Annotated in this window: 19 protein-coding genes; 18 read left to right on the top strand and 1 reads right to left on the bottom strand. The window is 39.5% G+C overall.

Annotation, left to right across the window (positions count from 1 at the left end; all coding sequences use genetic code 11):
• Positions 1-303, top strand: a 303-nt coding sequence (locus I2F89_RS14125; protein WP_194180112.1) for a transketolase-like TK C-terminal-containing protein, incomplete at its 5' end; no start/stop codon positions are given.
• A 126-nt stretch (positions 304-429) separates the two neighbouring features.
• On the opposite strand, the gene I2F89_RS14120 is transcribed toward I2F89_RS14125, so the two are convergent.
• A complete protein-coding gene (locus tag I2F89_RS14120; protein ID WP_086335471.1) occupies positions 430-1,581 on the bottom strand; it encodes an ROK family transcriptional regulator in 1,152 nt (383 codons plus the stop codon).
• 258 nt (positions 1,582-1,839) lie between these two features.
• Here I2F89_RS14120 and xylA point away from each other — a divergent pair, with 258 nt between their 5' ends.
• From xylA to I2F89_RS14035, 17 genes are all read left to right on the top strand, one after another.
• On the top strand, positions 1,840-3,147 hold the full coding sequence (xylA, locus tag I2F89_RS14115) for a xylose isomerase (protein WP_195514546.1): 1,308 nt from the start codon (positions 1,840-1,842) through the stop codon (positions 3,145-3,147).
• Between the two features lie 103 nt (positions 3,148-3,250).
• On the top strand, positions 3,251-4,867 hold the full coding sequence (locus tag I2F89_RS14110) for a glycoside hydrolase family 43 protein (RefSeq protein WP_195514545.1): 1,617 nt from the start codon (positions 3,251-3,253) through the stop codon (positions 4,865-4,867).
• 40 nt (positions 4,868-4,907) lie between these two features.
• The gene (locus I2F89_RS14105) at positions 4,908-6,419 is read left to right on the top strand and encodes a sugar ABC transporter ATP-binding protein (protein ID WP_195514544.1); all 1,512 of its coding nucleotides are present in this window, start codon (positions 4,908-4,910) and stop codon (positions 6,417-6,419) included.
• Positions 6,420-6,460: 41 nt separating this feature from the next.
• Positions 6,461-7,426 (top strand): ABC transporter permease, encoded by a 966-nt coding sequence (locus tag I2F89_RS14100; RefSeq protein ID WP_195514543.1) that lies wholly within the window; start codon positions 6,461-6,463, stop codon positions 7,424-7,426.
• A 25-nt stretch (positions 7,427-7,451) separates the two neighbouring features.
• On the top strand, positions 7,452-8,501 hold the full coding sequence (locus tag I2F89_RS14095; RefSeq protein WP_074801488.1) for a sugar ABC transporter substrate-binding protein: 1,050 nt from the start codon (positions 7,452-7,454) through the stop codon (positions 8,499-8,501).
• Positions 8,502-8,593: 92 nt separating this feature from the next.
• Positions 8,594-10,078 carry a xylulokinase gene (gene xylB / locus I2F89_RS14090; RefSeq protein ID WP_195514547.1) on the top strand — a complete coding sequence of 495 codons (1,485 nt, stop codon included), beginning with the start codon at positions 8,594-8,596 and terminating at the stop codon, positions 10,076-10,078.
• A 44-nt stretch (positions 10,079-10,122) separates the two neighbouring features.
• Positions 10,123-10,737, top strand: a complete 615-nt coding sequence (locus I2F89_RS14085; RefSeq protein WP_229078144.1) for a ThuA domain-containing protein — start codon at positions 10,123-10,125, stop codon at positions 10,735-10,737.
• A 93-nt stretch (positions 10,738-10,830) separates the two neighbouring features.
• Positions 10,831-12,480, top strand: a complete 1,650-nt coding sequence (locus I2F89_RS14080; protein ID WP_074801479.1) for a MutS-related protein — start codon at positions 10,831-10,833, stop codon at positions 12,478-12,480.
• 316 nt (positions 12,481-12,796) lie between these two features.
• Positions 12,797-13,738: an ABC transporter ATP-binding protein gene (locus I2F89_RS14075; RefSeq protein WP_034688663.1), complete on the top strand. Its 942-nt coding sequence runs from the start codon at positions 12,797-12,799 to the stop codon at positions 13,736-13,738.
• Positions 13,731-14,501 (top strand): ABC transporter permease, encoded by a 771-nt coding sequence (locus tag I2F89_RS14070; protein WP_071866502.1) that lies wholly within the window; start codon positions 13,731-13,733, stop codon positions 14,499-14,501. The genes I2F89_RS14075 and I2F89_RS14070 overlap by 8 nt, the downstream gene beginning before the upstream one ends.
• A gap of 677 nt (positions 14,502-15,178) precedes the next feature.
• On the top strand, positions 15,179-16,144 hold the full coding sequence (locus I2F89_RS14065) for a tRNA dihydrouridine synthase (RefSeq protein WP_086335475.1): 966 nt from the start codon (positions 15,179-15,181) through the stop codon (positions 16,142-16,144).
• A 341-nt stretch (positions 16,145-16,485) separates the two neighbouring features.
• Positions 16,486-17,976, top strand: coding sequence for a phytoene desaturase family protein (locus I2F89_RS14060; protein WP_071866504.1), 1,491 nt, complete (start codon positions 16,486-16,488; stop codon positions 17,974-17,976).
• The gene (locus I2F89_RS14055) at positions 17,963-18,859 is read left to right on the top strand and encodes a phytoene/squalene synthase family protein (protein WP_195514541.1); all 897 of its coding nucleotides are present in this window, start codon (positions 17,963-17,965) and stop codon (positions 18,857-18,859) included. The genes I2F89_RS14060 and I2F89_RS14055 overlap by 14 nt, the downstream gene beginning before the upstream one ends.
• A gap of 364 nt (positions 18,860-19,223) precedes the next feature.
• Entirely contained in the window at positions 19,224-20,114 is an 891-nt protein-coding gene (locus tag I2F89_RS14050; RefSeq protein ID WP_195514540.1) for an Rgg/GadR/MutR family transcriptional regulator, read from the top strand.
• Positions 20,115-20,255: 141 nt separating this feature from the next.
• Complete coding sequence (locus I2F89_RS14045; protein ID WP_019722716.1) at positions 20,256-20,549, top strand: WXG100 family type VII secretion target; 294 nt, start codon at positions 20,256-20,258, stop codon at positions 20,547-20,549.
• 248 nt (positions 20,550-20,797) lie between these two features.
• Entirely contained in the window at positions 20,798-24,232 is a 3,435-nt protein-coding gene (gene esaA, locus I2F89_RS14040; protein ID WP_195514539.1) for a type VII secretion protein EsaA, read from the top strand.
• Between the two features lie 13 nt (positions 24,233-24,245).
• Complete coding sequence (locus I2F89_RS14035) at positions 24,246-24,731, top strand: hypothetical protein (RefSeq protein ID WP_195514538.1); 486 nt, start codon at positions 24,246-24,248, stop codon at positions 24,729-24,731.

Genomic DNA, 24,731 nt, shown 5'->3' with positions numbered 1-24,731 from the left:
CTAGCTGTTAAAGCGCAAAAAGTATTGGCGGAACAAGGAAAAGATGTCTCAGTGGTTTCTATGCCAAGTTTTGATTTGTTTGAACAACAATCCGCGGAATATCAAGAAAGTGTCTTGCCAAAAGCAGTGACGAAACGTGTTTCTATCGAAATGGCTGCTTCATTTGGCTGGGAGCGCTATACAGGGACAGCAGGGGCAATCATTGCGATTGATCGTTTCGGCGCGAGCGCACCTGGGGAAACGATCATCCAAAATTATCAGTTTACAGTGGAACATGTTGTTGAAGTGTTTGATCAATTGTAGAAGGTATTTTTGTTCTTTTACTATTTAAAATTTCAAGTTAAAGATACGAGTACTTTATTTAGATAAAATCTGCCAAACTGGAATTCAATGATTTCCGGTTTGGCAGATTTTTTTATTGATTCATGATTATTTTAATTTCAGGTGTTTGATTTCTAAAAAGTGTTGGAGATTTAAGACCAATCCTCCTAGAAGTGTCGCTTTTTCGTTCAAGGAACTGTTGCGGACGACTAATTGATTCGAAAAATGATTGTGCAGATTCCCTTTTAATTGTTCGATCATATCAGGTATTTCGCGATAAAGTGAGCTATTCAAAATAATGATCGATGGGTCATAATGGGCGATCAAGTTGTTGATACCGATCGTCAAGTAGTTGATATTTTCCTCCACGACTTGTAATGCATCACGATCTTGGTTTTGAACATATTCTCGAAGGATGATGGCATTGACATAGTCCAACTTTTTTTTCTGAGCAAATCGATCGTAGCAGACTTTGTTGGCAGCGTACATTTCCAAACAACCTCGGTTGCCACAGCGACATTCCTTGCCGTCCATCACGATGATCTGATGACCGATTTCACCAGCAAAACCATGTGCACCAACCTCTAAATTCCCATTTTTGACGATTCCTGCACCAATGCCGCTATGCATATTGATACTGACAAGATTTTCCGAATCTGAGGTAAAGCTATACTCACCTAAAGCTGCAAGATTTGCTTCATTTTCTAAATAGACAGGATAGTTTCTCAGTTTTTCAGCTATTTTACGAAAAGGAATGTGATCGAAATTGTAATGAGGGCCAAAAATTGGCTCACCATGGTAGACAGGGCCATGCACGGCAATTGCTACCCCAATAATCCCATATTCTGTCGTCGGAAGATGTTGTTCAAATAACGTGAAGATTTCTGAAAGATATAGATGGATGGCTTCCTCATCTAATGTGATTGGCTTTTTTTGGATATGTTGGATCTCTTCCCCATCTAGATAAGTAAGAAGACCATGGATGTAATTATAGCCGATGTCAATGGAAATAGAGAGCCCAGCTTTTCCGTTATATTGAAGAATGATCGGTTTACGTCCACCGACATTACTAGATTCTCCAATGCCGGTCTCGATGACTAGTTGATCATCGATCAATTTTTTCACAATGGAGGACACAGTTGCTTTGGTTAGTCCAGTTATGGCTGAAAGCTCTGCACGGGAAAGAGCTGGTTGATTCATAATCAATTCTAAACAGAGAGACTCATTTGGGCTCCGTCGAGTATACGTTGGATTTTTCAAAGTAAATCACTTCCTATTCATTATGTAATGAGGATACGTTCTAAAGTATACTGGTAATCTCATTATTTTTCTAGTTATTTATCTATAGCTATTTCGTTTTGTAAAGTAAATAAATTAACTTCATTCGAATATAAATGCTTTGATAATAATAAAAAAATAACTTGACTATAATTATGAAAGCGTATACTATATGCTTGTTAAGTTAGTTTGTTAGATGAACTAACTAATAAAGAATGAATAAATTAGGAGGAATATGATATGAGCTATTTTCCACAAATAGAAAAAATCCAATATGAAGGAACAACGACAACCAATCCCTTTGCTTTTCGCCATTTCAATCCAGAAGAGGTAGTTGCCGGTCAAACGATGAAGGAGCATTTACGATTTGCTGTTGCTTACTGGCATACCATGACACAAGATGGCAGTGATCCATTCGGCTCACCAGTCAATCAAAGAACGTGGATAGGTGCGACTGAAATGGAAACCGCAAAAAATCGAGTAGCGGCCTTTTTTGAGATTTTAGAAAAATTAGGTGTCGAATATTTTTGTTTCCATGATGTCGATATCGCGCCTGAAGGGAATAGTTTAGAAGAATTCTATGCAAACTTAGATGAAATCACAGATTTGATCAAGGAACAGATGGAGCGTACGGGAATCAAACTACTTTGGAATACTGCAAATATGTTCAGCCACCCACGCTACGTGAATGGGGCAGCTTCAACGAATCATGCGGATGTCTTTGCCTATGCTGCTGCTCAAGTCAAAAAAGGCTTAGACATATCAAAAAAACTCAACGGTCAAAATTATGTATTCTGGGGTGGTCGTGAAGGGTATGAAACGTTGTTGAATACGGATATGGCGTTTGAACAAGATAATATTGCACGTTTGTTCAAAATGGCGATCGCGTATAGTGAAAAAATCGGTCATACGCCACAATTCTTGATTGAACCAAAACCTATGGAACCGAGTAAACATCAATATGATTTTGATGCCGCAACGGCTTTACAATTTATTCAAAAATATGGTTTACAAGAGAAATTCAAACTGAATCTAGAGGCCAATCATGCTACGTTAGCTGGGCATACGTTTGAACATGAGATCGAAGTAGCACGGATCAACAACGCGTTAGGTTCCCTAGATGCGAATCAAGGAGATGTGTTGCTTGGTTGGGATACTGATGAGTTCCCAACGAACGTCTATGATGTCACATTGGCCATGTATGGTGTCTTAGAAAATGGCGGTATCGCACCAGGAGGAATCAATTTTGATTCGAAAGTCCGTCGTTCCAGTTTTGCCATGGAAGATCTATTCTTAGCACATATCGCAGGGATGGATACCTTTGCTAGAGGGCTGAAGGCAGCAGCGAAATTAAAAGAGGATCGCTTCTTCGATACCTTAAAAGAGAAACGCTATGCTACGTTCCAAGAAGGCATTGGGGAATCCATTATCAACGACAAGGAAGATTTGGAAAGTTTGACTGACTATGCATTGAAGTTGAAAGATATCGAGCTGGAATCAAGCCATATCGAATATGTCAAATCTTGTTTGAATGATTATTTAGTTTAATCCAACTTATGGAGAGTCTCATTCAGTTAGCTAAGGATAGATGTCACTGACTCCTTTGGATGGTTGAAAGGGATTCTCCTAAAAAAATAGAGTGAGGTGTACGATGAAAATTAAAAATCCAGTATTAACAGGTTTTCATGCTGATCCGTCTATTGTGCGTGTGGGAGAAACATATTACATTGCCAACTCAACGTTTGAATGGTTTCCAGGCGTTCAGATCTATGAGTCGCAGGACTTGATGAATTGGCGTTTAGTGGCACGTCCATTGGCTTCTGTCGAGATGTTAGATATGAAGGGCAATGAAGATTCAGGAGGGATTTGGGCGCCCGATCTCTCTTATGCGGATGGGAAATTTTGGTTAGTTTATACCGATGTCAAAGTGGTCAATGGAGCGTTCAAAGATTGTACAAATTATTTGACTACCGCAGAAGAGATCACTGGTCCATGGAGTCAACCGATCCGGTTGAACGGTGTCGGCTTCGATGCTTCTCTTTTCCATGATGACGATGGCCGCAAATACCTAGTTCAAATGGAATGGGATCATCGCGAATACCATCATCCATTTAATGGGATCAAATGCACCGAATATTCAGTAGAAGAGCAACGTCTACTGCCGGAAACAGGTAAGATCATTTGGAAAGGTACTGACGTGAAATTAGTGGAAGGCCCACATCTGTATAAGTTATTTGGTTATTATTATTTGTTTTGTGCAGAAGGTGGTACCGTCTATACGCACCAAGAAGTAGTGGCACGGTCAAAAACTTTAGAAGGAGCTTTTGAAAGCCAAGCAGAGACCTTTTTAACTGCCTATGACTCTCCAGAAAATCCACTGCAAAAATGCGGGCATGGTGCATTAGTCGATACACCAGAAGGCGAATGGTATTTTGCCCATTTGACTGGTCGACCGTGGCATCACAAAAATGAATCCATCCATGATCCTCGTGGCTGGTGTACATTAGGCAGAGAAACAGCGATCCAAAAAGTGACATGGTCTAAAGAATTGTGGCCAGAAATTGTTGGTGGAAAACAAGGGAGCATGGAGGTGGAAGCACCTAAAGGAGTGGCACCTCACCCTTATGAAAAACTGCCAGAAAGGACTAACTTCGAACAAAGCGAACTGCCACCACAATTTCAAACAGTACGTGTCCCTTTTACGAAGGACATCGGCATCTTGAAAGATGGAAAGCTGACATTACGAGGTGCCGGAAGTTTAGCCAATACACATGGAAACTCCCTAGTTGCTAGACGTTGGCAAGCATTTGAGTTTGAAGCAGAAACTGCATTGAGCTATTCGCCAACGACCTTCCAGCAAATGGCAGGGCTGACGAATTATTACAATTCGCAACATTGGTCAATGATCCAAGTGACTTGGCACGAAGAAAAAGGTCGTGTCATTGAACTCACTGAGAATAATCAAGGCGTATTCAAAAGTTATTTGCAGGAACAGGTCATTCCAATTCCAGAGGATGTAACAGTAGTTTATTTCAAAACGATCGTCAGAAGAGAAACTTACACATATGCTTATTCGTTTGACGGAAAAACATGGATCGAATTAGCAATCCAGTTAGACGCAAAAGTACTATCCGATGAATATGTCAACCAAACCCATGGTGGATTTTTTACGGGTGCGTTTGTGGGAATGGTCAACATCGATTACTCAGGATATGATTTGCCAGCTGTTTTTGATTATTTTGATTATCGGGAAAAGCAAAGTGAATAGGACAGTGTGGTCGCTTCAGGAATAAGAGGGGAGATCTTTCATGGAAAAAGAACGTTTATTTTCAATGTCTAATATTGAAAAAAGTTTTGGCCCTGTCCACGTCTTGAAAAAAGCAAGACTTGAGATAAATAAAGGCGAGATCCATGCTTTTATGGGAGAAAACGGAGCCGGTAAGTCTACTTTAATGAACATTCTTGCGGGATTGATTGATAAGGACGAAGGAGAAATCATATTTGAAGGGAAAGAAATCCCTAAAATGACTCCTGACTTCGCACAAGAATTAGGGATTGCCTTTGTTCATCAAGAATTGAATCTAGCAGAAGATTTGTCTGTGGCAGAAAATATTTTTATTGGTCGTTTGCCCTATAAGAATAAGGCGCTAGGAATTGTTGACTTCAAAAAATTATATGAAGACACGCAACAATGGCTGAATCTAGTGGGATCTGCGATTTCTCCTACTACACTGGTTGCTTCGCTGTCTACTGCCAATAAACAATTAGTTGAAATTGCCAGAGCGCTTAGTTTGAATGCTAAAGTGATCATTTTTGATGAGCCGACGACTTCTTTGTCTGAAAAAGATGTCGAAGTTTTGTTTATTATCATTCGCAGATTGAAGGAAAAAGGTGTATCAAGTATTTACATCTCTCATCGGATGAAAGAGATCTTTGAATTAGGTGAACGAATCACGATCATGCGCGACGGAGAATATATCTTGACCGATGAAGTGAAAAACTTGTCTGAAGAAGCGATCATCGCTCGCTTAGTTGGGCGAGAAATCAACGATCTGTATCCGAAACAACCTACCCAATTAGGAGAAACTTACTTACAAGTTTTGAATCTTTCTGATTCTTTTGGGCGGGTGAAAAATGTTAGCTTCCAGGCAAGACGAGGGGAAGTATTGGGCTTTGCGGGGTTAGTAGGAAGTGGTCGAACCGAAACGATGCGATTGATTTTCGGTGCAGATCGAGCAAAATCTGGTGAAATCAAATTGGCGAACCAGCCGGTAGTGATCAAGTCACCGGTGGATGCGATTCGTCAAGGAATTGGACTACTAACGGAAGACCGTAAACATCAAGGCTTGTTTCTTGGTCTCTCGATCCAAGACAATATCACGATAACGAATCTAGGTGGATTTGTATTAAAACATGAATCACTTAATCAAACGGCTCATCAGTTTGTACAAGACGTGAAGATCAAGATCAGCAATATTGCGCGTCCAGTTGCCAGTCTCTCTGGTGGGAATCAGCAAAAAGTCGTTTTAGCAAAATGGTTGAATACAACAAATCAAGTATATATTTTTGATGAACCGACAAAAGGTATTGATGTGGGGGCAAAATCAGAAATCTATACGATCATCAATGAGTTGGCACGCCAAGGGAAAACGATTTTGATCGTCTCTTCGGAAATCCCTGAATTATTAGGGATCTGCGATCGAATCCATGTTTTTCGGGAAGGGGAGATTACAGGAGAAGTCGTCGTCACTGAGTATCAGGGCAGAAAAGATGAGGCGCAAGAATTGATTATGACCTATGCTACGCTTAATGAGCATTAACGATTCTTCAGTTAGAGGATATGTAAACAAAGGAGAGAACGATGGAAAAACGAAACAAGTTAACGATCAAGTCACTTTTTATGAACTACTCTGTTTATTTAGTGTTAATTGCTTTAGTCCTATATTTTTCAATTGCAAATGCGAATTTTTTAAGCACATTCAATATTGAAAATTTCTTCCAACAAATTCCACCGGTAGGCATTTTAACTGTTGCTTATGCGATGATTTTGATTTGCGGCTATGTGGATCTATCAATTGGTTATGTCGGAATGGCATCAGGAATGCTCGGTTTATATGCGGCAAATCAAGGAATGCCTGCGCCAGTCGTTGTGCTTCTAGCATTATTGACAGGGGCAATGTTAGGCGCGGTGAACGCTTTGTTGATCAAGAAATTTGATTTGCCTTCGTTTATTTTAACGTTAGGAACAAGTTATGTCATCAAAGGGATGCTCGGCTTTTTCACGGACGAACAATTTATCGGTTCCGAAAACGAGTGGTTCAATCGGTTAGCGAAAACGCCGATCGGTACGGATATGTTCAAAAGCAATGCCTTGATTTTTTTAATTATCATTATTGTATTTGCTTTTATAATGAAAAATACGCGTCTAGGAAGATATACCTATGTGGTAGGGTCAAATCAAGAAGCAGCCAGATTATCCGGTATCGATACGGATAAACATATCATCAAGATGTTTATGATTGAAGGAATGTTAGCAGCCATTGCTGGTTTGTTAATTGTTTCAAATTTAAATGGTGGCGCTTCCAAAGATGCGAATGGCTTAGACTTGTTCGCAATGGCGGCAGCTATCATGGGTGGTACATCATTTAGCGGTGGCATCGGCACGATTGGTGGAGCGGTAGCAGGTATCTTAACCTTACAAGTATTTAAAAATGGCTTGACATTGATGGGGGTAAATTCATTTTTACAAGATACAGTGACCGGTCTAGTCATTATTTTAGCAATCGTCATTGATTATTTGAAACGTCGAGCAAGTCGTCAGTCATAATTACAACCTAAGGAGTGAAAAGACCATGTTAAAAAAATCATTTTGGGTCATCAGTATGTTCGTTGCGTTATTATTAGTTGGTACAGGATGTAGTACGAGTGATTCTGCGGATGCAGATAGTGAAAAGACCTTGTATTTCATTCCAATCGTAGACACCGGAGCTTATTGGAACCCCATGAAAAAAGGAGCAGAAGATGCGGCACAAGAATTGGGCTATACATTGGTCACGAAAACATCTCCTTCTGCTGAACCAAGTAAGAAAGAGAAACATATCGGCTTTATCAGAGAAGCAGTTGCCAAAAACGTAGCAGGAATCGCCATTGCACCGATTGAGAAAAAAGCGTTTGTTGATCCAATCAAAGCAGCCATGGATAAAAATATTCCAGTCATCACCTTTGATGCCGATTTAGAAAATCCAGAAGATCGAACAGCTTACGTCGGTACGGACAATGTCTCAGCTGGAAAAGAATTAGGGTTACGTGCTGCTGAAGAAATGAAGGCAAAAGGCATTACCGGCGGTTCGATCGCAATCGTTTGTGTGGACGTCGCACAACCAACTATGATCGATCGTGAAAAAGGACTGAAAGAAGGTTTTGCAGAGATCTATGGAAAAGATGCTGAGAACTTTAAGTTTTTAGCGACGATTCAAGACAATGATCAACCATCAGAATCTAAAAAACAATTAGAAGGCTACATTGCGGCGAATAGAGACTTAGTCACTGTCTTTTCATTAGGTTCAGAAGGGCCGAATGTTGGTGTGATGAGTGCGTTAGAATCTCAAGGAAAAGCAGGACAAGTGCTTCATTATGGATTTGATTATACGGACACTTGGTTAAGCGGAGTAGCGGACGAACGAATCACAGCGATTGTTGACCAAGATGCGTACCAAATCGGTTATCAAGTGATCGAGAATTTAGTGAAAGCAATCGACGGTGAAACAATTGACGCAACGATTCCGATCGATGTCAACTATGTGTTAGCGGAAGAGTTAGAAGATTATGGAAAAGAAAAAAGTAAAGTGAAAACAGACTCAGTAGAAGATTCTTCGGTAGAAAGTACAGAAGAAACAGAATAAAAAGCGTATGTAATCAGTGGAAAGGAACAGGCGGTGTCTTGATGGAACGGACTGTTTCTTTCGCTTGTTTTTGTCGGAAAGGGGAACGATTCATGTATGTATTAGGTTTAGATCTAGGAACAAGTGCCTTGAAGGGCCTAGTGTTTGATCGAAAAGGAAAGTTAGTGGCAGAAGCAGTTGCTTCTTACCCTATGAGCAATCCGCAGATGGGGTATAGCGAGCAACAACCGGAGGATTGGCTCAAAGCAGCAGATCAAATATTGAAAGAATTATTAGAGGAAGTGACTGATCTTAAAGAGGAATTGGCAGGCATCAGTTTTTCTGGACAGATGCACAGCTTAGTTCTTTTGGATGAAGCAGATCAAGTTGTAAGACCAGCTATTTTATGGAATGATGTTCGTACGACAGCACAATGTCAACGAATCACTGAAATAATGGGGGATAAGTTGTTACAGCACACGAAAAACAAAGCCTTAGAAGGATTTACACTACCGAAAATCTTATGGGTTCAAGAACACGAACCAGCGAGTTGGGAAAAGGTTAAACACATACAATTACCGAAAGATTATTTGCGTTTCTGGTTGACCGGTTCGTATCATATGGACGATTCAGATGCGGCTGGAACGCTACTGCTGAATCAAGAAACGAAGCAGTGGGACGAAGAAATCTTAGAAGTATTTGGGATCGACCCAGCCATCTTACCTTCTTTAGTGGCTTCTACTGAAGTGGTGGGGACATTGAGAGAGGAATTAAAAGAAAGATACGGCTTTACCAAGCCAGTCAAAGTAATCGCAGGCGGTGCCGACAATGCCTGTGGCGCTGTTGGCGCTGGTATTTTAGAAGAAGGTCTGGGACTATGTTCCATCGGTACAAGCGGAGTATTCCTACGATACGAAAAGAATGTGGACAGAGACTATCAAGGAAAGCTTCATCTCTTCCAACATGCCTCAGGCGCCGCGTATTCCATGGGTGTGACCTTAGCAGCTGGCGACAGCTTGAGTTGGTTCAAACAGCGCTTTGCTCCTGATCGTTCATTCAGCGAGTTGCTATCAGAAATCGGAAGCGTTGATGCAGGCAGTAATGGCTTATTGTTCACTCCTTATATCGTAGGGGAACGGACGCCTTACAGTGATAGCCAAATCAGAGGAAGCTTTATTGGGATAGATACGCAACACGAGTTGAAACATTTTACCCGTAGCGTGCTAGAAGGGATCACCTTCTCTCTAAAGGACTCCCAAGAGATCATGGAAGAGATGACACAACAAAAAATCGAAACAATCGTATCAGTCGGTGGCGGCGCAAAAAATCAGACGTGGCTCCAAATGCAAGCGGACATTTTCAATCGACCAATCGTTACTTTAACCACCGAACAAGGACCTGGGCTTGGCGCCGCTATGTTAGCAGCAGTAGGCTGTGGCTGGTTTACTGATTTGAACGAATGTGCAAGTGTTTTTGTTTCCTACCAATCCCCTGTGCAACCGAACCCGCAACAAGTGGAAGTTTACCAAAAGGTGTATGCGCGTTATCGTAAAGTATACGAATGTACAAAGGAAATTTGTCACATGTATGAAAAATAATAAACGAGTACCTAAGTGAAAGGAGTGTGTTCCTAGTGAAAAAAATGATCACGTTGTTAGGCGATTCTTACCATCCGCATGATCCGTTAGTCAACTATTTTCAGGGGATCTCTAAGCACTTCCCACAAGAACTAAAGATAACTGATCTGACGATCGAGCAACTAACCAAAGCATTACATGAGCAACCTGATTTATTCCTCCTTTCAAAGGAAAATCGGTTAGCGCCCGAAACAAATGACGCTTTTTGGTTGGATGAAACATACGATCAGTTGGTTACAGACTATGTGGCGGGTGGTGGAAGTCTGATTGCGCATCATTCAGGACTTTCTAGCTACCCGATCCACTCTGCTTTTAGTGAGATGTTGCGGGGGCGCTTCCTTCATCATCCCAAACCTACAGAAGTAACCTATCGAGAACCAAACGGTAAGTCTTACAAAATATGGGACGAACACTATTTCACTGAAGTAGCTATAGGAGAAACGGAAGTTCTGATGCACAGCTATTCTCACTATGGTGAATCGATCGCCGCTTGGCGACATCTGTATGGCAAAGGTAAAGTTTTTTGTATGACTCCTGCACATTTTTCAGAAGGATTGCAACATGAAGGAAATCAAAAGGTACTTTTCGATGGAATCAGTTGGTGTCTAGAATCAACATGAATACGGCGAAAAAGAAGGATAGTTTTTTTATAACTCCATTTATGTTTCCAATCAGTGCTATACTTAAAGTATTCAATAGATTGGAGAAAATTTATGAGTCAAACAGAATTTATCATGCTCCTGATCGTCGGCATCATTGGAATCTTAATTGTCTTAGAAATCAATTCGCGAAAGAAATTAAGAGCAGATGTCCGTTACAAATGGGGGAAGCTTCCCTATCAAGTACGATTTGATAAGGAAGAGAGCTTAAAAGAAGCTTGGCAGACAGAAAAAAAGTTTCGTACGTGGGACAGTGAAGTCGATGACTTGACTTGGTATGACCTAGATATGTTTGAAGTATTCGAAACGGTCAATCATACGTATTCAAGTGTGGGTTCAGAAGCGCTTTATCAGCGACTGCGTAATTTTGATTTTGGACAAGATCAGCGTCTAGAAAAGTTGATTACTTTCTACCAAGAAAATCCTAAGTTGAGAGAAGAAATCCAATATCAATTTGCACGAGTTGGAAAAAAAGACCGGAATTTTGCCAAACAATACTTAGCAGATGGCAAAAGCAAAAGAATTGGTCATATTGGGCTATTTGCCTTTTTAGGCATGTTACCACTCATTGGTTTAGGCTTGTTTTTACTTGGACAAGTAATCGGCATTTATATCGCGATCATTAGTGTGTTATTCAATACGGTTTATTACTTGATAAAAAAGCAAACGCTCGAAACAGAACTTAATAGTATGGGCTATCTTGTTTCTACGATTTCTGCGGCGAAAAAAATTGCCACGTTTGCCACACCGTTACAAGCAGAGTTACAAAAAAATGTTCAGCCTTTAAAAGAAATCCCTAAGTTCGGTTTTTCATTTCGAGTGAAAAATGGCTCAGAAGCGGAGTTGTTTTTTGACTACTTGAATATGATGTTCATGTTGCCATTTATTTCGTATCATTTTGTCATTAGTCGATTGGAAAAGAAAACGGAACAAGCGATTCAATTATGGCAATTACTAGGAGAGTTAGAAGTAGCTGCGGCAGTGTTGAATTATCGCACTTACATGCCCTATTCTTGTCAACCAGTCTTTGCAGAAGGCGGGATCATGGCAGAGGATACGTATCATCCTCTGATTGCAGAGGCAGTCGTCAATCCAATCGATTGGCAACAGAACACATTGGTCACTGGCTCGAATGCTTCAGGAAAATCAACGTACGTCAAAAGTATTGCCATCAACTGTATCTTAGCACAAACGATCCAAACTACTTTAGCCGAATCTTTCACGATCCAACCCGGTCATGTCTTGACCTCGATGGCGATCGAAGATAATTTATTTGAAGGCGATAGTTACTTTGTTTCAGAAATCAAATCGATCAAGCGCTTATTACAGCAAGTGGAAACCAAAGAACGTTGCTATTGCTTTGTCGATGAGATCTTGAAAGGGACAAACACCATTGAACGGATCGCGTCTTCGGCAGCTATCGTGAATTGGTTGAGCGACTACCCTTCTTTAGCCTTTGTCGCAACACACGATATCGAACTGACTGAGATCTTGAAAAAAGATTGTGCCAATGTCCATTTTGAAGAGCAAGTAACTCCTGAAAAAGGAATCAGCTTTGACTTTAAATTAAAACAAGGGCCTGCAAAGACAAGAAATGCCATCGCCTTGTTAGATGTGTTGAAGTATCCTACAGCAATCGTGAAAGAGGCTCAAGCAGAAGCTGCCTTTTTTGATCAACATCGTCAATGGCGGGTAGTGGAGTAAGAAATAAGCCCAAACTGAAAGTATTTAGTTAAAAACCATCATTGATAGTGAAAACCACAGAGACGACAGAATTATTTTCTGGAAGGACTTGTGGTTTTTTCATTTTCATCTTATTGCATGGAGCTTAACGGCTTTCTCACAACCTAGATAAACGGTGTTCGAAAGCCAACTCCTTCAATAGTAAGTCAAAAATTGAAAAAATATGAGAAACTATTTTCTCAATTTCCGCCTTACTATTCGGAGCTTAACGGCTTTCTCACAACCTCTTTACATGCTAAAATAGTAAATCAGACAAAATAAGGAGAGTTAGTAAAAAATGACATATGCTCTTGAGATAAATGAGTTAAGAAAAATATATGGGACAGGTGTGGAAGCACTCCGAGGCATCGATCTGACGGTTGAAGAAGGCGATTTTTATGCACTACTGGGACCAAATGGCGCAGGGAAATCAACAACGATCGGGATTATCACTTCATTAGTGAATAAGACATCGGGAAAAGTGAAAGTATTTGGCTATGATCTGGATACAGATTTAGTACGAGCAAAACAACAAATCGGCTTAGTGCCCCAAGAATTCAATTTCAATCCGTTTGAAACGGTGCAACAAATCGTCGTGAATCAGGCGGGTTACTATGGCGTGTCCCGTAATGAAGCATTGAAACGTAGTGAAAAATACCTTAAACAATCTAATTTGTGGGAGAAACGCAATGTTCGTGCGCGGATGCTTTCAGGTGGGATGAAACGACGATTGATGATTGCCCGTGCATTGATGCATGAACCCAAATTATTGATTCTAGATGAACCCACAGCGGGTGTCGACATTGAATTAAGACGAGAAATGTGGGAATTTCTACGTGAATTGAATAACGCAGGAACAACGATCATTTTGACGACTCATTATTTGGAAGAAGCAGAAATGCTTTGTCGAAATATTGGAATCATCCAATCGGGTGAACTGATTGAGAATACCTCTATGAAAGCCTTGCTTTCCAAATTACAATTTGAAACGTTTATCTTTGACTTAGCACCTTATGATAAAAAGCCAGAGATCATTGGCTATACAAGTATCTTAGAAGATGAACGCACACTTGCGGTTGAAGTGGAGCGTGATCAAGGAGTGAATGGGATCTTTGAACAGTTAAGTGCGCAAGGGATCAAAGTCCTGTCTATGCGCAATAAATCCAATCGCTTAGAAGAACTTTTCTTGAAAATTACGGAAGAAACTTATCATATGGAGGCAACGAAGAAAAATGTTTAATCTTTATTTTACTGCATTAAAAAGTTTAGCAATCAAAGAAACTAATCGCTATATGCGTATCTGGGTACAAACGCTAGTACCACCAGTGATCACTACGTCTTTGTATTTTATCATCTTTGGGAAAATGATCGGAGGCCGAATCGGTGATATGGGTGGTTTCTCCTACATGGAATTTATTGTTCCAGGATTGATCATGATGTCCGCCATCACAAGCTCTTATTCAAATGTTTCTTCTTCGTTCTTTTCACAAAAATTCCAAAAGAATATCGAAGAGATTTTAGTTGCCCCTGTCCCAACACATGTCATCATCTGGGGATTTGTGATCGGTGGGTTGGGACGGAGTGTCTTGGTCGGTGCATTAGTCACAATGATTTCTCTATTTTTTGTACCATTACATGTCTATTCATGGACGATCGTTGTATTAACACTATTGATGACCGCTATCTTATTCTCGCTTGCTGGTTTGATCAATGGGATTTTCGCCCAATCTTATGATGATGTGTCCATTGTACCAACGTTTGTGTTACAACCTTTGACTTATCTTGGCGGGGTGTTTTATTCAATTTCGATGTTGCCACCGATTTGGCAAGCCATCTCGAAAGTAAATCCAATTGTTTATATGATCTCAAGTTTCCGTTATGGTTTCTTAGGCACCACAGATGTGCCAATCGTCATTTCGATTGCGATCCTTGTACTGTTCATCGTAGTGCTGTATTCAACGTGTTGGTACTTGATCAATAAAGGTAGAGGGTTAAGAAGCTAAACGAACGAGGTAAGCCAACTCCTTCAATAGTAAGGCGAAAATTGAAAAAATATGAGAAGCTATTTCCCAATTTCCGCCTTACTATTCGGAGCTGACCGGCTTTCTCATAACCTATGATAAATGATGTTCAAGAGGCAACACTTCGGGCATAAGCCAGAAAAATCAAAAATGAAACAGCCATTTTCGATTTTCCTTTCTTATGCCTTAGTGCTGATCGCTCCTTTCACAACCTAGATAAACGGTGTTCGAAAGCCAACTCCTTCAATAGTAAGGCGAAAATTGAAAAAATATGAGAAGCTATTTTCCCAATTTCCGCCTTACTATTCGGAGCTGACCGGTTTTCTCACAACCTAAGATAAACGGTGTTCAAAAAGCTGACCTTCAACATTAAGCTAAAAAATTGCAAAATATGAAAAGCTATTTTACAATTTTCTATCTTACTGTTCAGGTCAAAACGCTTTTTTCACAACCTATGATAAACGGTGTTCAAGGAGCAACACTTCGGACATAAGCCAGAAAAATCAAAAATGAAACAACCATTTTCGATTTTCCTTTCTTATGCCTTAGTGCTGATCGCTCCTTTCACAACCTCTACTTTGCTTCTTTTTCTTTTTCCTTGTATAATGGCAACAATGTTTTTGATGGAACTTTGTATATAGCGAAATGGAGTGTACTTGATGAAGAATAATTTTTGGGCTGAACTACCTACGCCCTTTTTTGTATTAGCACCGATGGAAGATGTGACAGATGTGGTTTTTCGCCATGTTGTCCAAAAAGCCGGCGCGCCGGATGTGTATTTCACCGAATTTACTAATTCAGATAGTTTTTGTCATCCAGATGGCAAAGAGAGTGTTAAAGGACGTTTGACATTTACTGAAGATGAACAGCCGATGGTGGCACATATCTGGGGGGATAAACCGGAATTTTTCAGAGAGATGAGTATTCAACTAGCTGACATGGGTTTTAAAGGAATAGACCTCAATATGGGTTGTCCGGTACCGAATGTGGCAGAGCGTGGAAAAGGTAGTGGTTTGATCCTACGACCTGAAGTTGCTGCAGAATTGATCGAAGCTGCAAAAGCTGGAGGTTTACCTGTAAGTGTAAAAACACGCATTGGGTACACAGAGCAAGCTGAAATGGTTGATTGGATCAGTCATTTACTAAAGCAAGATATCGCGAATCTTTCTGTTCATTTGCGAACACGAAAAGAAATGAGTAAAGTTGCGGCACATTGGGAACTGATTCCTGAAGTCGTTGCCTTGCGTGATCAAATTGCCCCACAAACGAAGTTGACGATCAATGGTGACATCCCTGACCGCCAAACAGGGCTTGAATTAGCGGAAAAATATGGTGTAGATGGCATCATGATCGGCCGAGGTATTTTTAAAAATCCATTTGCCTTTGAAAAAGAACCAAGAGAGCATTCAGCAGAAGAACTTATTGACTTACTGCGCTTACAACTAGATTTACAAGACCATTATGCACAAGAGATCCCACGTTCGATCACAGGCTTACATCGTTTCTTCAAAATCTACGTCAAAGGATTTCCAGGAGCCAACGATTTACGTGTGCAATTGATGAACACGAAATCTACGGATGAAGTTCGTGCACGATTAGATGAATTTCAACATAAAACTGAATAAACAGTTGAGGTTGTGATAAAAGTAATCAACCAAAAAAGCTGTGACATCTAAAAATATGAAAATATTTTCGGATGTCATAGCTTTTTTTTAATGAATTGGCTTTTGAAGGCTGTTTATTCGGGGGTTAGCTGACAATGGCTATCTAGATTGTATATTTCACGCGTAAATAATACTGAGTGAAAAATGATAAAAAATAAATTAAAAACAAAGAAAAATGAAGAAAATTTAATGTAACGTATGTTATTTGAGCGTTTTATTTTATGACATAACAAATTTAATGATATCCTAAAATTTATCAGATGATAAAAATTTATAGAACAAGAATTGAGTAGGTGGATGTCATGAAAAAAGTCATTGTAACAGGTGCAGGAGTTGCGGGATTAAGTGCTGCTGTACGCTTGCAAAAATTAGGCTATGAAGTAACATTGTACGAAAAAGAAAGTGGTCCTGGTGGTAAGATGAACCAAATCAAAAAAGATGGGTTCACGTTTGATGTGGGGCCAACGATCGTGATGATGCCTGAAATCTATCGCGAAGTATTTGAATTTTGTGGGAAAGATCCGGATGACTACATTCCGATGGAAAAAGTCGATCCTATGTTGAAGCTCTATTTCAATAAAGAAGAACCAATCGAATTTTCAAATGATCTCATCGAATTGACCAAAACGCTCGAAGCAATTTCCCAAGAAGATGCACAAGGCTATTATGCGTTTCTAGCGGATATCTACAAGCGTTATAACATAGCCAAAGAAGCATTTATTACTAAATCCTTTCGTGGTTTTTGGGATTTCTATAACCCTAAATCACTATGGGCAGGGATTCGTCTAAGAACCTTTAGTGATGCGTATTCATCGATTGCTAAATTTGTCAAAGATGAACGGTTGCGAAAATCATTGGCGTTCCAAACCTTATACATCGGTGTTTCCCCATACCAAGGTCCGTCGTTATATACGATCATCCCCATGATCGAACTCTTCTACGGAGTTCATTTTATTAAGGGAGGTATGTATACTTTAGCAACCTCACTAGCTAACTTATTAGAAGAATTAGGTGGAACGATCCATTACAATACACCCGTTGATGAATTGATCATTGAAGATAAAGTGGCAAAAGGTGTTCGAATCGGACAGGAACGAATAGAAGCAGATGCGGTCGTTTGTGGTGCTGATTTCCCTTATGCAATGAAAGAGTTGATTCCTGATGAAAAGAATCGTGGGAAATATACGGATAAGAAAATCGATAAGATGGAATACTCTTGTTCTTGTTTCTTACTATACTTAGGTCTAGATAAAAAATATCCGGGGGACTATCTCCACAGCATCTACTTCGCAGATGACTTCAAACGAAATGTGGATGATTTATTTGAAGATGGTCGTTTACCGGAAGATCCATCCTTTTATTTATACCGACCTACGATCATGGATGAATCATTAGCCCCAGAAAACCATGAAGGCTTATATGTATTAGTACCAGTTCCAGAACTTTCAAAATATGAAGATTGGTCAGAGGCGAAAGTCCAAGAATACCGTCAAAAAGTATTGACGTTATTAAAAGAAAAGACGGACTTTACTGATATTGAAGAGCATATCGTTTCAGAAAGTTTTTATACACCAAAAGACTTTGAAAAACATTTCAATGCCTATAATGGTGCAACATTTGGGTTGAAACCAACCTTAAAACAAAGTAACTATTATCGACCTCACAATAAATTTGCTTCTGCTGAGAATCTTTATTTCTGTGGTAGCAGTACACATCCCGGAGCTGGTGTACCAATCGTGATGCAAAGTGCTAAGCTTGCGGTAGAGGAGTTGGTTAAAGATGACAAAAACTAATCAGGAACTGTTTGAAAAACACGCAGACGATTTTGCCTATTGTGAAACTGTGATAAAAAAATATTCAAAATCGTTTTACGCAGCGTTTTCTCAACTTCCTGAAGAAAAAGCAAAAAGTGTCTATGCCATTTATGCTTTTTGTCGCTTGGCAGATGATACCGTTGACTTAGCGCATAGTGAGGAAGAATTGTTGGCATTAAAACACCAACTAGATGCTTTCTCCATGGGTAATATTCCTGATCAACCTATTTGGCGTGCCTTGTCGGTTGTTTTTTCCGTTTATCCCATGACCTTGTCTCCGTTCTACGACATGATCGCAGGTCAAAAGCAAGATTTAGTCTTTACACAGCCAAAAACATTTGCTGACTTAGAAGACTATTGTTACTATGTCGCAGGTAGTGTTGGCTTGATGTTGTTACCTTTATTATCTGACCAAGCAGAAAAAATCCAGTCACAGGCAAAACGACTGGGTGAAGCGATGCAACTCACAAACATTTTACGAGATATCGGTGAAGATAATAAAATGGGACGGATTTATTTACCAAAGGAAATGATGCGTGCCCATGGTGTGACTGAAGCCATGTTACAAGCAGATGAACCTGCGAAGCCGTTGATTGATCTATGGGAAGCGGTAGCCAATGAAGCAGAGAAAAAATATGAAACTTCTTTTACGATGCTGCCGTTTATTGATCGGAATTGTCAACTCGCATTAACTGCTGCCGCTATGATCTATAAAGAGCAATTAAGCGTAATCAGAGAAAATAAATATTTCATGTTAGACCGAAAAAACTATGTCAGTCAGATAAGAAAAATCCAGCTACTAAGAAAAGCAAAAAAATATGTAGAAACCCTAATTAATAGCCCACAACAATCAACATTATAATTGGTATGATAGCATTGATAATCTGATGCATCATAAAAAGAAATGAGCACTCGCAGAAAGTACCGTTGCGAGCGCTCATTCTTTTTTATAATATGACATGTTGAACGGAAAATATATTGTTTATTCCCTTATTATCACATTTATAAATAACATCAATATTTTTTTGTTATATTTTTTTTATTTGTTATTAAAGTCTTTATATTTTAAAAACGGTAGTTATTATAAATAAATGTAATATTCAAACAAGAATGATGGTAAGATTATAATAAACGGGGATTTTTAGCTTTATCAAATTTCAATCATAGAAGCTCTTTCTAAGAATCATTGAGTTCAAATTTCAGTGAAAGAGGTCAGGAGTGAAAAAATGGAAGTATGGGAAATCGTTGAATTTGTCAGAAAGCAAAAAGGAATAACGATCGCAGAACTTTGCGGAGAGGAAGCCAGTCGTTCGGTTTATAAACGTTTTATTCAAAATAAAGCAGATACGACAGTCAGTAAGTTAACTTATTTTTTAAAAAAACTAAATTTGGACTACGATGAATTGCAGTTATTTAATTTTCCAAATGATTTATCTGAGGTTAATCGATTGATGCAAGAAGCGGTAGTCGCTTTTGAAAAAAAAGATAGTTTAGAGTTACATAGTATTATCATGTTGTATGAAACAGAAGAACCTAGTACCCAAAGAGAACGCCATCTTATCAGTCTTTGTCGCTTGATGATCGCTCAATTAAAAGAGGAAAAAATCGATGGCCTATCTTCAGAGGTTTATCAGTATTTAATGAAGGCGCAAACATGGACTCGCTACGAAATTTTTTTGTTTACTAACTGTATGTATGCGTTCCATCCTAAATTTATTGATTTGATTTTAGAAAAGTCGTTTCTTAGTTTGGCGGTCTATGAAGAAAACCGTAGTGGACAAAGTGAAACGTTTCGCATGTTGGCGAATGGTCTCATTCTATTTATTAAAAATCAGGATCTCCGCCTGGTTTGGAAATATGGGGCGAAGTTAGAGGAGTATTTCCTTGAAGAAGAACTATACTATGAGCGGAACTTCCAACTGTTTTTGCAAGGCGTCTGGTATATGATCAAAGGAAATGAAAAAGGAAAGTCTCATGTGAAAAACGCATTAGCAGTCAGTTGCTACTTGGATTCAAAGCAACAATATCAAAAGAAATACGAACTATTACGCTTCGTGGAGCAGGCGTACCAAGTTGATTTTGAACTCAAGAATGAGTTTCCCCCCACTAGTAATTGAATGCTGTCTTAAAATAACTGATCTTATACGAAAAGAATTGTGCGTATACGACGAAGATCAACCTTATTCGGCGTATTTTATTTTGACCAGTTGAAAATCAAGTATGATAAACTAGTCAAAAAAATTTTAGGAGGTACAAAAATGGCAGGAGTAATTGCAGTCACACCCGAACAACTGAAGTCACAAGCACAGGTTTATTCACAAGCAGCCTCTCAGATCCAAGAGGCGATCCGTAAAGTAAACTCAATGAACCAACAAATCAGTCAACAGTGGAAAGGACAAGCATTTCAAGCTTATTTGGAACAATACAACCAGTTAGAAGGTAATGTCCGTCAAATGGAAGAACTTCTTGAGAGCATCAATCAGCAGTTGAACAAGTATGCTGATACGGTTGCAGAACGCGATCGTCAAGATGCAGGTTCGTTTGGATTTTAACTTGATTTTCAAACAGAAGTCAGTTAGGTTTTCTTAAACGAATCACATGTGCAACAACACACAATGTGCAACAGAGCATCTCAGCTATAGCCTAAAAAGAGGATATGACAGAAGTGCACATCGCCATGATATAAGCGTCAAAATCCGAAATCAGCTAGCTATTTTTGGATTTTGACGCTTATTTTTAAAGGTAGAAATACAGGAAAGTCACTTCTGACCCCATGCTCTTTTAGAAGGAGGAGAACAACTTGAAAAACCATTTGAAGCAAAAGCAGCCATTTATCCTTGCGGTCATCGCAAGTTTATCTTTGCTTCTTTTCTTTGCGTATATCGGCTTTAAAGAAAAGAGTATCATCACGAGCACCGCCAGCCCGACGACAAAAATGCAATATGTTTTGGTGAATGAGGATCGAGGAGCAGATTTTGAAGGTCAGCAGTACTTGTTAGGAACCGATTTTGTGACACTGATCAATAAAGATTCCACCAATCGTTGGGAAACGACTACGCGTAATATTGCAACAGTAGGACTAGAGAACGGCCAATTCGATGCAAAAATCATTATTCCCCAAGATTTTTCGGAAAAACTATTATCTTTACAAAGCATCAATCCAGAAAAAGCGGTCATCGAATATCAAGTGCGGGATGGACAAAATGAAATAACCAACCAAATGATCGAAGAACAAGTGAATCAGATTTTAACAAACTTCAATCAGCGTGTTGTGCAAATGTATTTTTCCAGTATTGTAGGAAATCTCTCTGAAGCGCAGCAAAACGTGAATAAAATGACGAATACACATAGCAATTATCAGCAAAATCTAGAAAATAGTATCTATCAGCCATTCCAAAATATTCCAGACAACTATGCGAGTGTATTAGACTCAACTAGTATTTTAGATACAACAAATAGTGCATTCAAGGCACAGCAACAAGCCTTTGTCGATTCGGTACAATCTCTTTTGGAGCGCAATAATTCAAGTTTAGAAGAGACTCACAAAGAGACAGAAAATGTTCAGGAGACAATTGTTGATTATACAAAAGAAGCGAATGAAAAAATCACTGAAGCAATCAATCAATTCAATCAACAAGTCACCTTACAAAAAAATCAATTAACCACTCAGTGGGAGAACGCAACAGTTGACTATAGAAATCAATACGACTTGTTCAATGATGCAATTTCAGCTCAGTTTAGCAATTTTTATACTCAAAATGAACAAAATAGTTTCGGTATCTATTGGGATTTCTTAACCCAGGCAACGGCGTTTCAAACCAATCAACAAACACGCATTGAAGAGATCCAACAACAAATTACTGAGTTGGAGAGTCAGGTAGCACAGCTAGAACGCTTAAAAGGTCAAATTGCCAATGCGTATTATAATGATCCGACAAGTACACCTGTAACTGCGACAGAAGATCAAGTTAAAAATGCGATTATCAAATTGATGACAAATCAAAGTAATGGACCCAAATTAGATGGGGCATATCAATCAGTTATCGAGGAGACTTTGCCCCAGATCTCGGTGGATAGTTTAGCTCAATTATTAACTGAATTACAAAATCAAGCAGTGATCAGTCAGGATCAGGCCGCTATTTTCAATGATGAGCTAGCGATTGTTACACGTTATGCCCACGATTTTGACCGACCAATCGGAAGTGAAGCTTCTTTTGCTTATCTTGAACCGAAAGCGCAACATGATGCAACGATTTCTTTACCCACCACCAATCAACAGATGTCAATTGAGTTAAAACAAGACACGGTCCTCTCGATACAAACAGAAGAAGAGCAGCAAGGGATGCTCTTTTTTGATCCAACATATGATGTTACAGAAATGGAAAATCAATTGAATCAGTTACTGGCACCCTACAACTATGAAACAGCGATCCGAGTAGATACAGATTATTCATTAACAATCGTACAACCTTGGACGATTGAACCGGAGGAGGAAACGGAAGAAGAAACGGAAGAAGAAACGGAAGAAGAAACGGAAGAAGAAACGGAAGAAGAGCACCAGCGTATAGAATATCCTTCGCTACCAGATAAATTGAACTTTGAAGTAAGCATTCCTTTAAAGTGGCAGTTGACTCCAGAACAACAGACTACTTCATACAATCAAGTGTTTTACACATGGATAATCAATGGACACGTACAACAAACGAGGGAATTCTCAGTCTATCTTCCGATGGATCAGCCATTGATCGACGATGTGCCACAAATCTTGGAACAGTTTCAACTATTAAGTACGACTGCGCAACAAATCGTCACGCTATTTGGTGCACCGCACCATTCTATAACGATACCCGCATACCGACAGATGATCGATCAACCAGAAAATACGGGGAGATCCCTTATTGAATTAGCTGATTCTCGTTCAATCTACTGGCTATATAACAATCTTCAGGAAAGTGACAAACCTTCGATGATCAGCGAACAACTGTATCAGGAATACAAAAAAACAGGGGATCAGTTGTATAGCGATACCGAGAATCAAATCATTGCATTACAAGCAGTTATTGGTTCTCCAGGGACTAGAGAACCTGAAAAACTAAAACCAACCTTGTACGGTACCTTGCAACTAATGACATTGCCACAAACATTTATGGAAGAAGCGGACAAATTAAACCACTGGTTCGCCTCTGCGAATCAACAAATCCATGCAGTATACGACAGTTGGCAGCAAACGGCACAAACAGAAGCGGAATCCGTCATCTCAGAAGAAAATCCACATCCCAAAGAAAATGAATACGCCCTGATTGAAGCTCAAACAGCCAGTCTGATCCAAACGATGCAAGGATTGATGGCAAGTTCAAAAGCAGCAGCTGAAGTTACCGGTCAATCTGCGGCAGAAGTAGCTGATATCACACCTACGATCGATCAGCTAAAAGAATCGACCATCGAAGTACAAGAGAATGCTACCACTATTTTAAGTAATCTAAGTACCTCTCTTGATGAATCGGCACAGACTGTTTCTGAAAATCAAACATATGCCGAATCATTTAGTGAAGTCCTTTCGAATACAAGGAATGGAGGGGCAGATAATCCCCAGGTCTTTAATTTTCTAGCAAGTCCGATTTTAGGACAAGGAAGCTTTGGTCAAACAAGACAAAGCTCACTGACTCCTTACTACGTGACATTGATTGGAGGCTTTATGATTCTGTTAGTATCCTTTCAATTATCTAGCGTGATGAAAAAACGTGTAGTGACTTCTGTCGATTTGTTAGTCACACCGAACCGTATATGGAAAAACGTGCCTAATATGGTAGCGGTACTCAGCGTAACGTTAGTTCTGTCACTTATTTACAGCGTTTTAACGACCACAGTATCAGGAGCCGCCCATTCTTTTGTTTGGTTCGTTTATGCATTTTTAGTCTTTGCTAGTGGTCAATTGATTCTTTTAGGGTTCATGCGCCAATTCAAAAAAATCACGTTGTATTTATGTGGTGGGATTTTTGGTTTGTTCTTCATGTTGACTCCTTTGTTGGGCGTAGCAATCAAAAATGGCTCGTTGACAGAATGGCTCTATCGTCTATCACCTTTACAGAATATTCAAAACGGTTTTACTGTGTTGATGAATGAGGGTGTCGTCGGTTGGGGAAGTTATCTATTGCTCGTTCTATTCCTGATATTTGGAGTGATATTGAATTTTATTGTCCGGCCAGAAGAGAAGAAAGAACGGTCAAATGAATAAACGGAGGTATAAAATGGTTCAGAAAAAAATAGGGGGGCTTTTCTTTTTGTTGGTAGTTTCACTATTTTTAAGTCACCCGAATGTCACAGTTTTGGCAAGTACACTCACTATCAATAACCATGTGATCTACCAAGAAAGGGAAGGCATCGAAGATCATGAAACAACATTTATAGTACACGATTTATTTTTAGAAGATAAAACAAAATTAGACCAAGAACGTGTCCAACAACAAAGACAACAGATTTCCACTGCTCAGAACCTCGTCTTTGTGTCGGAAGCAACTTCACAGCCACAGGTCTTTGAACAAACAATTACACCCCAATTATTCAAAGAAGGGCAAATGTCTGTAGGACATCGGTCGTCAGCTAACCCCAATCACACAGCTATCCAGGGAAGGATTGTTTTGTGGATCTTACTTCTACTAGGAAGTATTTTACTGACTATTGGAGGCAATTATCTTGGTAAAAAGTTTTCACAGCAGAAATACAAAAATGATTAA

This window comes from Enterococcus sp. 1001283B150225_161107_E12 (assembly GCF_015556925.1).
GTDB classification, from domain to species: Bacteria; Bacillota; Bacilli; order Lactobacillales; family Enterococcaceae; genus Enterococcus_B; species Enterococcus_B mundtii.
Note: the sequence above shows the minus strand (reverse complement) of the source record. Positions and strands in the feature narration are given on the sequence as shown.